The sequence below is a fragment of the Deltaproteobacteria bacterium genome (assembly GCA_020845775.1).
GTDB lineage: Bacteria > Bdellovibrionota_C > UBA2361 > SZUA-149 > JADLFC01 > JADLFC01.
This window is the reverse complement of record JADLFC010000029.1, coordinates 1-13,528: the sequence shown is the minus strand read 5'-3', so window position 1 is coordinate 13,528 and position 13,528 is coordinate 1. Positions and strand designations below refer to the sequence as shown.

Sequence of the window (13,528 nt, the reverse complement as noted above, 5' to 3'; positions counted from 1 at the left end):
TTGAACCCATATCTACTAATGTAAAAAAGTCCAGCTTTTCCTTTTCTTTTTTCGTTCCAGCTTTTTTTCTTTACGGCGTTAACGGTTGTAGAGCAGAACGAAAGATAGAGATGAGATTAATTTAAAAAACCCCTTGGTGCGACTAAAGCGCAGAAAACTTCGCTTTAAGTCGCACCAACAAATCCCTTTAGGCGGCCTTTCGGCGCTGCCGCCTAACTAAAAAAAATACTACCCCGGCAACCACCGCGCCGATGCCGGGGTAAAAAACAAAACCAATCCACCACGGTGCACGGTTTCCGACCGTGGTGAAGACCAGCGCTAGCCCTATTACGCTGGCTACGTAAGCGAGCCCGCTTACATTCTCTAAAAAAAAATTCTTAATTTTTCTCATTTTTCCTCCTTTCAAAGGAAAACTTAATAAAAAAGGCCAGAGCTCAAGCTCTGAAAACCTTTAAAGACTCATCTCCCGTGTCCGCGCCTCTTTCTTAGAGTAGCCTTGGCGTGAGACAAGGAAGAGGAGTTTTTGCTCGTCAATCAGGAATAATCGATGAAAAAGATCTAAAAAGACTTATTAAGAAACACCTCATTAATAGTATAACTTTCCTTAGAAAAATGAAACTGGTTCCAGGTTCTTTTTTGAGCTATGTCTTGATAAACAAAGCAACGGCGTTCAAGGTTTAGGTTAGGTTTAGGTTTTTTCAAGGTTTTTTAAGAGCTTTCTCTAAGGTAATAAAAAGCAAATGCACATACAACTAAGCTATGAGTAATTTGCTGTGTCCTTAAGAGCGTTGGAATGCTTGCTAGCGGCACTAGCTCCACTGCAATATCTTCTGCAGGATCGAGGTTTTGTTTGTCGTTTAGCTTGCAGCCAGTTGCCAAATACGAATAGCAGCGATTTGTCTGTATCGCCGGATTGGCATGAGTAAAACCTAAACTTTCAATGTGACTGGAAACATAACCAGTTTCTTCCTTCAACTCACGCACAGCCGTAGCTTCTGGATCCTCGCCACAGTCTACTATACCCCCGGGAATTTCTAGTTCTATCGTCTTAGTGCCATGGCGATATTGCCTAATGAGAACCACCTCGCCATTATCCGTAAGGGGGATAACATTGACCCAGCTTGGGCATTCTAGATAAAAGAAATCATCCTCGTGACTGCCGTCGGGAGAACACGAGCGCTCGGAATAAAGCGAAAATACCCGGGTTTGATTTAGCAACTTTGAACTAATTTTTTTCCAAGGTTTTAGCATAATTGAGTTGTTGCTCCTTCGCCACAAGAGTTATACCGTTTCCAAAAAGTAAGTTAAATATTTTACTTTTTGGAAACGGTATTTGTTGTTTATTGGCAAGTGCTTAAGCACTTGCTGTTTATACCATTTACAAAAATCCCTTTTGCAAATGGTATAAATTATTAATAAAATCAGACACTTACATTGCTCGCTAAAATCCCATCATACTCATGTCTAAATTTCTGAAGCATCTCTAAAATTTCTTGGATTATTGTTCACACGCTCCAATTATCCATCTAAGGAGGAGAAGAAAATGAACGACGACAGAATTTCACAAGTATTTGGAAACTTACAAGAACTAGAAAAACGAGTCGAGCATTGCAAAAAAATTCTAAGCAGGAAAAGAAAATACGAGCCCAATCTGACTCTCATGCTTAGGCAACAAGAACAGATTCTCGTAAAAATGCGCCGAACCGCCAACAAACTGCAACTCGAAAATGCTTCGGAAGATTGGCAAAATTTCTATAGGTCTCTAAACGTTTTTAACGGCTTACGAGCTATCGTTCAGCCAGAAATACTTCAAACTTTCTCTGAACTTTCAATTAACAAGGCTGAAGTGCGAGCATAACCACAAGCACTAAGCCATTGCTAAACGCTAGCTCGTTACATCTATACAATACACCAACCACTGCAAGCGGTTGAGCTAAATTGAAGACAAAAACATTAGCTCAACCGCTTGCTTGCATCGAGCGCAGTCGCTAGATCTGAAATTAAATCTCCCACATCTTCTATCCCAACCGATGTTCGTACAAATCCACCCGTTATCCCAAGCTTTTCGCGCACAGCTTGAGGAATACTCGCGTGAGTCATAATGGCCGGATGCTCTATAAGCGACTCAACGCCACCTAAACTTTCCGCCAACGAAAAGAGTTTTACCTTTTCCAGGAAACTCCGCGCCCTCGACTCCCCGCCTGCTACGACGAAGCTTACCATTCCACCGCCAGCACGCATCTGCTTAGTCACTACTTTGTAGTCAGGATGAGACGGCAAACCTGGATAAATGACTTTTTCTATGTCGTCTCGCCGCAACAGAAATTCCGCTATCTCCTGCGCATTGCGGCAGTGGCTCTCCATGCGAATCGCAAGCGTCTTAGTAGAGCGCAAAAGTAAAAAACAATCCAGTGGCGCCGGAACTGCCCCAACAGCATTTTGAATGTAGTATAAGCGCTCGGCAAGCGTTTCGTCATTGACAAGCACCACTCCACCAATTACATCCGAATGGCCTCCAATATACTTAGTGCTAGAATGCAAAACCAAGCTAGCGCCAAGTTCAAGCGGATTCTGCAAATAAGGAGATGCAAACGTATTATCTACCACGACCTTAAGCTTATTCTTCTGCGCCACATCGCTAACCATCTCAATGTCTATTACCTTTAACAAAGGATTCGTAGGCGATTCGACCCAAATTAGTTTTGTCTGTGGCGTAATTGCAGCTTCTAGCTTTTCAAGACTTCGCAAATCGACATAAGAATAAGACAAACCCATTTTTGAAAATATATTTTCAAATAACCGAAAAGTGCCTCCATACACATCGTCACAACATACGACGTGATCTCCCGAGACTAGTAGATGCATAATGGCATCTATAGCCGCACAGCCAGAGGCAAAACATATTCCGAACTTAGCTCTCTCCAAAGCAGCGATATTTTCCTCCAGCGCCGTGCGCGTCGGATTGTTAGTTCGCCCATAATCGTACCCACTATACACTCCCGGACTAGTTTGAACGTAAGTCGAAGTCTGATAAATAGGTGTCATTATCGCATGCACGCCAGGAGAAGGTTCCTGACCTGCATGAATAGCTCGCGTTGAAAAACCAAATTTCTCACTAGCAATGTTATTTTTCATAAAATCCTCCCATAAATGGCATGACTATCCTCTCCCGTGCATAGCTCTCGCCATATCTCGCACTGCTTCGCGCGTCTTCATGTCCTGGCGCTTATCGTGCAGTTTCTTACCGCGCCCAAGACCAATTTCGACCTTACATCGACCTTGTTTAAAATACAGTCGCAACGGCACTATAGTTAAACCTTTTTGTTGAATCTTGCCAATTAGCTTGTCGATTTCTCGCCTATGCATTAGGAGCTTTTTATCTCGAATTGGATCGTGCGCATCAACTCGGGAGTGCGAATACGGACTTATGTGACAGCCTACCAAGAAAAGCTCGTCGCCTTTAAATTTCACGTAGCTCTCCTTCAGATTAACCTCACCACCGCGAATAGATTTGACCTCACTGCCCGCCAAAACTATCCCAGCCTCAAATACCTCTACGATTTCATAATCGTAGCGCGCTTTCTTGTTTACCTGAACTACCTTGAATCCATTTTCAACTTGAGCAACACTCTGGCTCTGCTTTTTTTTGCCCAATTACGCCTCGCCCCCTGCCCCTCTAATGTTTATAGGCACGCGTCAAGTGCATATTATCGATTAACCTGATTTCATCGACATAAGCCGCCACCAAAATCCGAGCCTCATCTACAATTTCGTCAACAGCTCTTAGGTTATCCGTATCGACCACAGCAACGTAGTCCACTTTTAGTTTACCTTGGTTTTCTAGCACCTCTCGCATTGGCTCTATTATTTTCGAAGCCTTTTTCTCCCCCTCCTCCACTAGTTTTAAACTAAGCTGAAGAGATTTATAAATATTTAGAGCTCGCATTCGCTGCTCATCATTTAGGCGCAAATTTCTAGAACTCATCGCCAATCCATCCGACTCTCGCATCAATGGCGCTGGAACGATGTTCACGGGAAAATGCAAATCCTTGACCATTTGCTGAATAACTTTTAGCTGCTGAAAATCCTTTTCTCCAAAAATAGCCACATCGGGAGACACGAGATTAAACAGTATCGAAACTATGCTAACCACTCCATCAAAATGCCCCTTGCGATACTCTCCCTCCCATAGATCGGCAAGTTCGCCCGCTTTTACGGTACAACGTCGCACAGAAGATTCCTTGCCCAACATCCGATCCAACGTTTTTCCGCAGGAAAAAATTTCCCGCGCATTTGGAACGAAACAAAGGTTAACTCCAACCGACTCCGCCTTATCTAAATCTTGGCCTATTGTTCGCGGATAATTAAGCAAGTCCTCCTTAGAGTTAAATTGCAGTTCATTTACGAAAATAGACATAACTACGTAATCGGAGTTCTTTCGGGCAATATCTACCAAGCTCAAATGCCCACCATGCAAAGCACCCATAGTGGGTACAAAAGAAACCACTTTTCCTTCGCTTTTCCTGCCCAAAATCTCTTCTCGCAATGTGCCGATATTTTCTGCTACTTTCATATGCCTATATCTACTAACTAATATTTACCACAGCCGATAACTTGCCCACCTTTCGCTTATAAGTGTATTCCTCTGTTGGGAATTTTAACTCCCTAACCTCTTCGGCAAACGTTTTTACAGCCTCTATCACGTCTTGGCCAAGCGATGCGTACTGCTTAACGAACTTTGGTTTCTTTGTCTCCTCTGGTAGCTTGAGCCCCAACAAATCGTGCAACACTAGCACTTGCCCTGAACACTCGGCGCCGGCTCCGATTCCTATTGTTGGGATATGTAGTTGCTGAGTTATTCGTCCTGCTAAATCGGGAGGTATGCCTTCTAAGACTACTGCAAAAGCTCCAGCCTCTTCTATTGCCAAAGCATCTTCTATTATCTTGTTCTCCTCAGATACCGCCTTCCCCTGAACCTTAAAACCACCCATGCGATGATAGCTCTGAGGAGTTAATCCTACATGCCCCATAACTGGGATATCTGCCCTAACGATATTTCGAACAGTGGGAGCCATATTTGCACCGCCTTCCAATTTAACCGCCGCCACATCAGCCTCCTTGACAAAACGACCCGCAGATTCCAAAGCCTGCTCAGCGCTTAACTGATAGGACATAAACGGCATATCTGCTACGACAAGCGCGTTTCTTACAGCTCTGCTAACAAGGCGGCTATGATAGATCATCTCATCTACACTAACAGGAAGCGTAGTGCGAAGACCTTGCACAACAGTCGCCAATGAGTCTCCCACCAAGATGATATCGACTCCAGCCGCATCTACCAACTTCGCAAAGACATAATCATAGGCAGTAAGCATTACTAATTTTTCATTAGAGTATCGCTTGCTAATTATATCTGGCACAGTAATAGGATTGCTCATAAACACTCTCTACTATTAGTTTCACGCAATTCACGTCCAAAGCGTAGATTGTCTTATTCTCTCGTTAGGCAGTATACTAACTACATATGAATAATGCCATAACTCATATAGGGAAAAATTTCATCGTAGGATTAAGTGGTTTAACATTAACCAATCGCGAAAAAGAGCTACTTAGCCTATTAAAACCATCTGGTATAATAATTTTTTCTCATAACATCGATAAGGACGACGCTAACTGGCCGAATAAGCTGCATTTACTTATCAACACCGCTAAGGAAGCAATAGGGAATGAACACATTTTGGTATCGATAGACCACGAAGGCGGGAAGGTGCACAGGCTACCGCCTCCGGTTACGCACTTTCCTCCGGCTCGCATGTGGAAGGAGCAGTGTGAAGGCGTAGGCTCGTGCATGGGGTTAGAACTAAGAGCTTTATCGATAAATCTAAATTTTGCGCCGGTGCTAGATATTCATTGCGAACCACAAAACCAGGTAATTGGCAATCGTGCTTTTTCAGACTGCGCCGAGGAAGTCGGAGACCGAGCAATATCGTTTATAAAAGGCATGGAAGGCGAAGGAGTTTTGGCGTGTGCAAAACATTTCCCTGGACATGGCGCTACCGTAGCAGACTCCCATTTTGAGCTTCCAGTCTTAAATGTACCTGCGCCGACCATTTACAAAAGAGAACTCCTGCCATTTAGGAAAGCCATACAAAGAGGCATTCACCTCTTAATGACAGCTCATGTATTGTATCCTGCTCTCGATCCACTGAATCCCGCAACCACCTCAAGCATAATTCTAAGAGACATTTTGCGCGGGGAACTTGGTTTTAAGGGCGCGGTTATTTCTGACGCACTCGAGATGAATGCTTTAAGCAATATTTCAGCCGAGCATTTAGCAGTAAGCACATTGAGAGCTGGAGTAGATTTACTACTAGTGGCTAAGGTTGACAAACAACTACCCCTGGAGATGGCATGCGAGTTAGGACAGCATGCAATGATAGCAATTGATAACTTAACTCTTAGCGAATCAATACTTACCGAATCGCACAGCCACATAGACGAGCTAATGCTCTACAGCCAGTTACTTGCAAAAAACGCGAAATACAAAGACTATCCGATTTCCCTTCTTTGGGAGCAGGGGCGAAGAATACCACAAATCGCAACCTGCTAAAGGGACTCGCTCTAAAAACACATCACTAGCCCTAGAACTTTTGTCCGAAGAAACGCGGTGAGGCAACTCTTTGGCGTCGCTCGATAGGCAAATCATCGCAGTCAGCAGAATCCATGCGGACGTAAAAGGGAGTAAGGCTACTAAAAAGCTCCCATGAGTGAGATAGGGTAGAGCTAAGATCATCGTATACTTCTATAGCACCCGCAGTGCCACAGTACTTGCGAGAAATTTCGCCAATATCCGCAATTAACCTAAACCTCCTATCAGCCGTAAGGTTTTCCGCTAGTAATCCCAGGCTACCATCGGAAAACTTCGTCCTTCTATCCAAATAATAAGCTTCTGCAACCTCCTCATATCTCTCTAATAACTTGACAAGGCTAAACTCCATTTTCTCTATGTTCGCGCTTGCTAAATTATCCTGACTAGGCTCCAATGGCTCTACCACAGCAGACGATAGCTCTGCATCCTCTCGAACTTCGAACTCTCCAGCAGCGAGCTGGGCAATATTTGCCAAATCTTCCGCCGAGATGCGAACAGAACATTCATTACCAGGGTTTATTACCAAGCAAGAATCTCGTGGAACAACTAAGCTAAGACTTTCTCCAGGAACCGACAGACATTCGTATCTACCAGCCGACCATGCGTTAAAAAAATCTTCCGAACTAAACACAGGTAACAGCACTGTCCCCTTATCTGTAAACGTAGGAACGCTGTATTTTTCTACACCCCCAGATGAGCCATTAACAGTGCTAAAAGTGACCGGCACGAAAAGGTTCGCCTCTAGCAGCAAATCATAAGCTTTTTGCAAATGTTCACTACTGCCTTGGGCAATAAGCTCGAAAAAATTTTTAAGAGTATCACCGGTCGACACAATACTCCAAAAAAACTACTAATACCTTCCTAGACTCAAATAACAACCTTATGAAATAATTGTAAATTTAGCATAAGACTGCTAATAACACAAAACTTACTTACACAGTGGGCATATCTTATAATAAAGCGGTGGTTTGCAGTTTTTCCAAAACGCCCTTAAGGGCATTATGATGACTACAGTGCGCGATGAACACCCTAAAAGTCTCTCTAAGATCTTCGAACCTTTAGCCATTGATTCGTTAGATAACAACGGCTTAGCACTAGCCGCAAAGCAGGCTGCCAGTAAATGCACTCACCCTTCGCTAATAGAAGTAATAATTAGGCAAAACGCCGATTTAAAACCGAGCACCCTGCGGCATGCAAACATAGCCAAACTCGGAACCCCTAAAACTATTGCAGTTATCGCGGGCCAGCAGGCTGGGCTTTTTTTGGGCCCACTATATACATTCTATAAGGCCTGCTCATGTATCGCTCTCGCTAAACATCTTGAGCTAATAAGTGGAATTCCGACAGTTCCAATATTTTGGATACAAGACGAAGATCACGATTTTGCTGAAATCAACCATTGTTGGATTCCCAACATGAACGGCGACGCTGTTCGCCTAGAATTGCTAGGGGACAAGAAGAGCGATTATCTTAGCCGCGTTTCTGTTAAATATCGAACCATAAATTCTGACATTGAGCCACTTCTTGATATTGTTAAAACTGAATACCAGGCCCTGCCGTTTACGACCGAGATAATCGAACAAATCGAGGCATGTTACAAATCCGGAAAAAGCATTAGCGATGCGTTCCGCGAATTTCTAGGTCTAGTTTTTGCCGACGATGGTTTGGTTTTGTTTTCTCCCAGAGACGCCGCTGTAAGCAATTTGCTTTCGCCGATATTTGAACTATCGCTAGAAAAGCACGCTCAAATTGCGCAAGCACTAATAGAACAAACAGCGAAGCTAACCAAATACTGTGTCGACAATGTAGTTCATATTCGAGAAAATTCGCCGCTTTTTTTCTTCCACAAAGGTGGGGCAGATGGACCGCGATATAGACTTTCGGAGGATCTCCACTCTTGGAATCTGATAGGGGGAAATTGCTCAATTTCAAATTCAGAACTCATCGCCTTCCTTAAAAAAGAGCCTTTGCGTTTTAGCACAAGCGCACTCCTAAGACCCATAGCACAAGACTATCTCTTCCCAACAGTGGCCCAAATTGCGGGCCCAAGTGAAATAAACTACTTGGCACAAATGCGCCCGCTCTACGACATATTCGCTCTCAACAAGCCACTAATCGTTCCACGTCCTAGCATATTGTGCCTAGAACCAAAGATTAGGCGCAAACTTTCGCAGCTAGGACTTACTGCAAGCGATCTAGCCTTATCTGAAACCGACCTACTAAAGAAAGTAGCTCAAACTCACTCATCTCCGGCTCAAGAACCAGCCCATTTAGAAAATCAGATACTAGCTCAAATAGAAAAAGCCCTCGAGTTTTATAAAATGGCCGCATCTTCAGTAGATGAAACATTACTGGGAGCATTAGCTAGGACTAGCCAAAAAATCGCTAATCAAGTTCACGTTCTGGTTCAGCGCTACGAAGAAGCGTTTCTTAGACTGGACGACATGCATAAAAGCAGACTTAAGCAGATTCGAAATGCTTTGATGCCGAACGATATGCACCAAGAGCGAGTTTTTTCTCCATTATATTTCCTCTGCAAATATGGCTACTCTTTTAAAAATAGATTGATCGAAACTATAAATCCGCTATCTAGACAGAACTACGAACTCGATTTATAAGCCTCTCAATTCCCCGCTGAGGAATATTTGGAAACTCCATATTTCCAGCTAATGCCAGCTACAAACATACAAGCCACGGCCATAAGTGGTGTTAGATAGCAATAAACTGCAAATCCCTCCTTTTTAAAAAAATGAGTAGCTGGATAAAACGCAACAAAACCAAAGGGCACAACCCAAGATAAGATAAGCTGAATTGCTCGGTTAAAAATGGGCAGTGGATAGCGAGCCATGTGCATCAAATTATAGAACGGAGCTGCTACTCCCATTTTATCCTCGAAGTGGAAAGACAGCGATGCCAAAACCACAAAAACAGAAATGAGAATTAAAGCTCCAGAAACGCTACTGACCAAAAGCCATAAAATATCAGTGACTCCAAAAGAAAACCCGACTCCCCTATTCGCATAGGCCATCACCAATATTCCCAACACAAGATTTCCCAACACTTCCATATTAAACGATTCAAATAGAATCTGAAAAAGAGAATTCAAGGGCCGCACCAACACTTTATCAAATTGCCCTTGGACAACATATCTATCCCCAAAACTATATAAGTTCTGAGATACAGTCAAAAACAACGCCGTTGGTATCTGCGCATAGCCGTAGATAAATAACACCTCATCCCGACTCCAGCCGTTAAGTTCTGCTATGGTTTTATTATCCATAAGAAAAACTATAAAGAGAAGCCCAGTAAGGGCAGTGACGATACTCGAAAAAAGAGTTGCAAAGAAATCTACCTTGTATTCAAGTCGCGCCTTTAAGAATTGCGCGAAGTACATAGCGTATATATATAAACCCCTTAGCATCATCCGCCCTGAATGCTAAGCTTCGCTATAGCCCGCTGCCACATCAGCCGACCTGCTACCAGCAAGACAAAGATCCAAATTAACTGGCTAATAAAGATGCTAGGCACATTTCCCCAGGCAAAATGTCCCAAATAAAACTGAAGTGGCACAAAGGAAATATCCTTAAGTGGCAAAAGTTCCACTACTGCTCTAAAGCCTGCGGGGAAAAAGGCCATTGGCAATAAGAGACCAGAAAATAATTGAATTAGAAAATACTTTGAACGAATTATTCCTTGAATGGATTGAATAGAGAATGCCAGCAGACCAACAATAAAGTTAATCTCTGCAAGTATAATAAAACCGCTAACGGTCGACAGGCTAAAAAGAAGCATAGCACTCGCGCTAGCGGGCAACATTACAGGAAAAATCCACAATATGACTAGACCTATTGGAACTGTAAAAAACAAAAGGCGAAATGCAGATGAGCCACAAGCTCTTGCAAACATCATCAACTGAAAATCCACCGGTTTAAGCAGGTAGTTACTCACATCGCCACTTCGCACTAAATCTTCTATTTCGTAATCTAAATCCGAAAAATATAAACTCCTAGCTACCCATCCGACGGCAATGTAGGTGATCATCTCCGAAAAGGAAAAACCATTTATTTCTGTATTTTTAGGCCGCCCAGAGTAAATGGCAGCCCAAATGAAGTAATTTACCGACACAAACAACATATACGTCAATATGCCGGTAAGATAGCGCAGCCGAAATGCAAGCATTTCGAGAAAGGTGTTTTTCACAAAAGCTGCATAGACATCAAAGCGCCTTCTATAATTAAAGGCAATGAGTCGGGGCGCATTAATACAGTCCGTCATTTCCCCCTTCGCGGTACAATTTTGTTACGATCTCCTCTATGCTTGGTTGGGAGATGTTAATATCAGCTACCTCGTGGTGCTGCATTATTGCCCGTAGTATCTCAACGGTAGAAACGCCCTTGGGATCGTAAGCCATAATTAACCTGCGCTCGCCTTTTTTTTCAAGAACAACTTTTCCGCTAAATAAACTTTTAAGCTCCTGTTCGGGTGGCTCGGTTACGAAGTCTACGCACATTTGGTGCTTAAGCCCTGAAAGCGATTTAATCAACTCTAAAAGACCGTCAAAAACTTTGCGGCCCTTATCTATTACGATTATGCGCGCGCATAATTCCTCGATTTCTTTTAAGTCATGAGTTGTAAGAATGATAGTAGTATTAAACTCTTTATTGATGCGCCTTAAAAATTTGCGCACATTGTCCTTGGCTACGGCATCGAGGCCTATAGTAGGTTCGTCCAAAAAAAGGATCTTCGGGTTATGAATCATGCTTGCCGCTAAATCGCAGCGCATGCGCTGACCGAGAGATAATTTTCTAACCGAAGTGCTTAAAAGGGGTTTGAGATCCAATACTTCGCTAAGGATTTCGAGTCTAGCGCAAAAAGCGCTTTTTTCAACCTCATAAATCTTTGCGAGCAGGGAAAATGACTCAAAAACCGCTATGTCCCACCACAATTGCGTGCGTTGACCGAATACTACGCCTATGTGTTTCGCATATGCCTTGCGATCCTTAAAAGGGTCAAAGGACATAACGCTCACATTCCCGGAGCTCGGCTTGAGAACACCTGTAAGCATTTTAATGCTAGTCGACTTCCCCGCTCCATTTGGCCCAATGTAACCGAGGATTTCACCTGGCTCTACAGTAAACGAGATTTTGTCTACTGCAGTGATGCTGCGATATTGGCGAAAAAAGAGATCTCGCATAGCTCCCTTTAAGCCTCTTCGTCGAGAAAAGTTCTTATAAGTCTTGCTTAAATCTTCTACGCTTACGATAGACATTATTTGGGGTCGCCTTGTCTAGCCTTTAATCCACTTTCTGGATTTGCATAGTACACTACAAGTATGCAAATTGCGTAGAGAATACAAAGTGGCACTGCTAGCAACACCTGCGTTACGGCATCTGGAGGAGTAAGAATTGCAGCGACGATAAATATCACGACTACTGCGTAGCGCGCCTTGTCAATTAGCCATTGATGCGTAATTAACTTAAATCTTGCTAGAAAAAAACTCATGACTGGCATTTCAAACAATACGCCAAAAACCAAGACTAGTTTTACAACAAACGAAAGGTATTCGCCTATTTTTATCGTTGGAGAAACGCCAATAGAGTGAAATTCGCCCATGAAAAATTCAAATGCAAATGGAAAAACCACAAAAAAGCAAAACAAAGCACCGATTATAAAACATAGAGACGAGACAAAAACAAAGGGGAGCGCAAAAACTCGTTCGTTCGGATGTAGCCCTGGGGCAACGAATTTCCAAATCTGGTAAAAAGTAAAAGGCGACGAAAGCATGATTCCAGCAAAACAAGATGCTTTTAGTTTAACGATAAATGCATCTGCGGGGCCAGTTCCTATTAGCTGCACTGCACTAAAATGTTCGACAAGGGGCGCAGTGAGGAAATGGAAAAGCTCACTAGCCCATACATAAGAGAGCAACGCCATTAAGACGATGCCGAGCAAGGAATATTTTAGACAAACGCTAAGTTCGGTCAAATGCTCCAGTAGCGGCATCTGTGATTCGCTATTACTCTTCATGGGTATGCGGTGATGCTGATTCTCCGTTGGCTACAGACTCGTCAGTAGCGGCAGCTGTAATGGTGTTGAGTTGTGACTTCTCCAGTTTAGTTGGTTCAGCAATGAGTTTTCGAATGTCGCGAATTTCCTCTTTAAACGCATCTCGCTCTGTCAACAAAACTGAAGACGAGATTTCTCTCTTAAACTCATCCGAAGCTCGGCGCAGTTCCCCTAAGGCTCGACCAAGGGTTTTTGCAAGCTGAGGCAAGCGTTCGGGTCCCAATACGATTAGGCACATACCCAAAATGACCAATATTTCAGAAAATCCAAGACCAAACATAGAATGGGAACTGCAATAATTGCAAAAAGCTGTCCTTATTTATACGCATGCCGCTCACCATATAGCAGGCGCGCAAGCAAGTGCAATTGCAATCCCGCTTGAGAGGTACAGAAAGAGCTAGTAATTGATAAAATTACTCCTTATTTTTCATAAGCCTCATGAATCCCCTCCTTCATATCCTGATAGTCGGAAGAAACCAGTCTTGAAAAAAGAGGAGGCACCACATACCAAGCCACCAAAAGTCCAATAATAAGTACCCATTTCATCGTTTTTATCTCCTATATGTAAGATTGTTTTATTTTAATAACTTACAGTTACTGTTATGCCTACACCGCCTCGATCTATCGCATAAAGACAGCCTTGAAATAATGAAAGAAGAAAGAATTTTTGACACTACTTAACTCCTTCCGTGCATAACAGGATTGTTACGCTGATATTAGAGCGTTCAGTGATGCTGGTTAAGATAATTTCGAAACGGCACTATTGAGAACACGATTTAAAAATCAAGAATTAGGTAATGTTAATTCGATAAC

15 protein-coding genes are annotated in these 13,528 nt (G+C 43.0%); 3 read left to right on the top strand and 12 right to left on the bottom strand.

Annotation, left to right across the window (positions count from 1 at the left end; translation table 11 throughout):
• Window positions 1-187: 187 nt before the first annotated feature.
• Together IT291_02090 and IT291_02085 are read right to left on the bottom strand one after the other, a co-directional pair.
• Complete coding sequence (locus IT291_02090) at window positions 188-391, bottom strand: hypothetical protein (protein MCC6220011.1); 204 nt, start codon at window positions 389-391, stop codon at window positions 188-190.
• Between the two features lie 317 nt (window positions 392-708).
• Complete coding sequence (locus IT291_02085; GenBank protein MCC6220010.1) at window positions 709-1,251, bottom strand: NUDIX hydrolase; 543 nt, start codon at window positions 1,249-1,251, stop codon at window positions 709-711.
• 292 nt (window positions 1,252-1,543) lie between these two features.
• On the opposite strand from IT291_02085, the gene IT291_02080 reads away from it, so the two are divergent.
• Window positions 1,544-1,858 carry a hypothetical protein gene (locus IT291_02080; protein MCC6220009.1) on the top strand — a complete coding sequence of 105 codons (315 nt, stop codon included), beginning with the start codon at window positions 1,544-1,546 and terminating at the stop codon, window positions 1,856-1,858.
• A 95-nt stretch (window positions 1,859-1,953) separates the two neighbouring features.
• Here the strand turns inward: IT291_02080 and IT291_02075 are convergent, their stop codons facing one another.
• The 4 genes from IT291_02075 to panB are packed head-to-tail and all read right to left on the bottom strand — an operon-like array spanning window position 1,954 to window position 5,438.
• Window positions 1,954-3,135, bottom strand: a complete 1,182-nt coding sequence (locus tag IT291_02075) for a cystathionine gamma-synthase (protein MCC6220008.1) — start codon at window positions 3,133-3,135, stop codon at window positions 1,954-1,956.
• Between the two features lie 24 nt (window positions 3,136-3,159).
• Window positions 3,160-3,654, bottom strand: a complete 495-nt coding sequence (smpB, locus tag IT291_02070; protein ID MCC6220007.1) for an SsrA-binding protein SmpB — start codon at window positions 3,652-3,654, stop codon at window positions 3,160-3,162.
• A gap of 22 nt (window positions 3,655-3,676) precedes the next feature.
• On the bottom strand, window positions 3,677-4,573 hold the full coding sequence (gene panC / locus IT291_02065) for a pantoate--beta-alanine ligase (protein ID MCC6220006.1): 897 nt from the start codon (window positions 4,571-4,573) through the stop codon (window positions 3,677-3,679).
• A 13-nt stretch (window positions 4,574-4,586) separates the two neighbouring features.
• Window positions 4,587-5,438 carry a 3-methyl-2-oxobutanoate hydroxymethyltransferase gene (gene panB, locus IT291_02060; GenBank protein ID MCC6220005.1) on the bottom strand — a complete coding sequence of 284 codons (852 nt, stop codon included), beginning with the start codon at window positions 5,436-5,438 and terminating at the stop codon, window positions 4,587-4,589.
• Window positions 5,439-5,524: 86 nt separating this feature from the next.
• On the opposite strand from panB, the gene nagZ reads away from it, so the two are divergent.
• On the top strand, window positions 5,525-6,610 hold the full coding sequence (nagZ, locus tag IT291_02055) for a beta-N-acetylhexosaminidase (protein ID MCC6220004.1): 1,086 nt from the start codon (window positions 5,525-5,527) through the stop codon (window positions 6,608-6,610).
• 31 nt (window positions 6,611-6,641) lie between these two features.
• On the opposite strand, the gene IT291_02050 is transcribed toward nagZ, so the two are convergent.
• Window positions 6,642-7,481 (bottom strand): SseB family protein, encoded by an 840-nt coding sequence (locus tag IT291_02050; protein MCC6220003.1) that lies wholly within the window; start codon window positions 7,479-7,481, stop codon window positions 6,642-6,644.
• Window positions 7,482-7,650: 169 nt separating this feature from the next.
• Here IT291_02050 and bshC point away from each other — a divergent pair, with 169 nt between their 5' ends.
• Window positions 7,651-9,267, top strand: a complete 1,617-nt coding sequence (gene bshC, locus IT291_02045) for a bacillithiol biosynthesis cysteine-adding enzyme BshC (protein MCC6220002.1) — start codon at window positions 7,651-7,653, stop codon at window positions 9,265-9,267.
• Window positions 9,268-9,272: 5 nt separating this feature from the next.
• Here bshC and IT291_02040 read toward each other — a convergent pair whose 3' ends face one another.
• The 5 genes from IT291_02040 to IT291_02020 are packed head-to-tail and all read right to left on the bottom strand — an operon-like array spanning window position 9,273 to window position 12,995.
• Window positions 9,273-10,043: an ABC-2 family transporter protein gene (locus IT291_02040; protein MCC6220001.1), complete on the bottom strand. Its 771-nt coding sequence runs from the start codon at window positions 10,041-10,043 to the stop codon at window positions 9,273-9,275.
• A 26-nt stretch (window positions 10,044-10,069) separates the two neighbouring features.
• Window positions 10,070-10,924, bottom strand: coding sequence for an ABC-2 family transporter protein (locus tag IT291_02035; protein MCC6220000.1), 855 nt, complete (start codon window positions 10,922-10,924; stop codon window positions 10,070-10,072).
• Window positions 10,908-11,918 (bottom strand): ATP-binding cassette domain-containing protein, encoded by a 1,011-nt coding sequence (locus IT291_02030; protein MCC6219999.1) that lies wholly within the window; start codon window positions 11,916-11,918, stop codon window positions 10,908-10,910. Before IT291_02030 ends, IT291_02035 begins: the two co-directional genes overlap by 17 nt.
• Window positions 11,918-12,676 carry a twin-arginine translocase subunit TatC gene (tatC, locus tag IT291_02025; GenBank protein ID MCC6219998.1) on the bottom strand — a complete coding sequence of 253 codons (759 nt, stop codon included), beginning with the start codon at window positions 12,674-12,676 and terminating at the stop codon, window positions 11,918-11,920. Before tatC ends, IT291_02030 begins: the two co-directional genes overlap by 1 nt.
• Window positions 12,666-12,995 carry a twin-arginine translocase TatA/TatE family subunit gene (locus IT291_02020; GenBank protein MCC6219997.1) on the bottom strand — a complete coding sequence of 110 codons (330 nt, stop codon included), beginning with the start codon at window positions 12,993-12,995 and terminating at the stop codon, window positions 12,666-12,668. The genes tatC and IT291_02020 overlap by 11 nt, the downstream gene beginning before the upstream one ends.
• Between the last annotated feature and the right edge of the window lie 533 nt (window positions 12,996-13,528).

Bases quoted from the DNA above. Each gene is read 5' to 3' on its own strand.
- IT291_02090 (MCC6220011.1), bottom strand. From the start codon at position 391: ATGAGAAAAATTAAGAATTTTTTTTTAGAGAATGTAAGCGGGCTCGCT.
- IT291_02085 (MCC6220010.1), bottom strand. From the start codon at position 1,251: ATGCTAAAACCTTGGAAAAAAATTAGTTCAAAGTTGCTAAATCAAACC.
- IT291_02080 (MCC6220009.1), top strand. From the start codon at position 1,544: ATGAACGACGACAGAATTTCACAAGTATTTGGAAACTTACAAGAACTA.
- IT291_02075 (MCC6220008.1), bottom strand. From the start codon at position 3,135: ATGAAAAATAACATTGCTAGTGAGAAATTTGGTTTTTCAACGCGAGCT.
- panC (MCC6220006.1), bottom strand. From the start codon at position 4,573: ATGAAAGTAGCAGAAAATATCGGCACATTGCGAGAAGAGATTTTGGGC.
- panB (MCC6220005.1), bottom strand. From the start codon at position 5,438: ATGAGCAATCCTATTACTGTGCCAGATATAATTAGCAAGCGATACTCT.
- nagZ (MCC6220004.1), top strand. From the start codon at position 5,525: ATGAATAATGCCATAACTCATATAGGGAAAAATTTCATCGTAGGATTA.
- bshC (MCC6220002.1), top strand. From the start codon at position 7,651: ATGATGACTACAGTGCGCGATGAACACCCTAAAAGTCTCTCTAAGATC.
- IT291_02040 (MCC6220001.1), bottom strand. From the start codon at position 10,043: ATGTACTTCGCGCAATTCTTAAAGGCGCGACTTGAATACAAGGTAGAT.
- IT291_02035 (MCC6220000.1), bottom strand. From the start codon at position 10,924: ATGACGGACTGTATTAATGCGCCCCGACTCATTGCCTTTAATTATAGA.
- IT291_02030 (MCC6219999.1), bottom strand. From the start codon at position 11,918: ATGTCTATCGTAAGCGTAGAAGATTTAAGCAAGACTTATAAGAACTTT.
- tatC (MCC6219998.1), bottom strand. From the start codon at position 12,676: ATGAAGAGTAATAGCGAATCACAGATGCCGCTACTGGAGCATTTGACC.
- IT291_02020 (MCC6219997.1), bottom strand. From the start codon at position 12,995: ATGTTTGGTCTTGGATTTTCTGAAATATTGGTCATTTTGGGTATGTGC.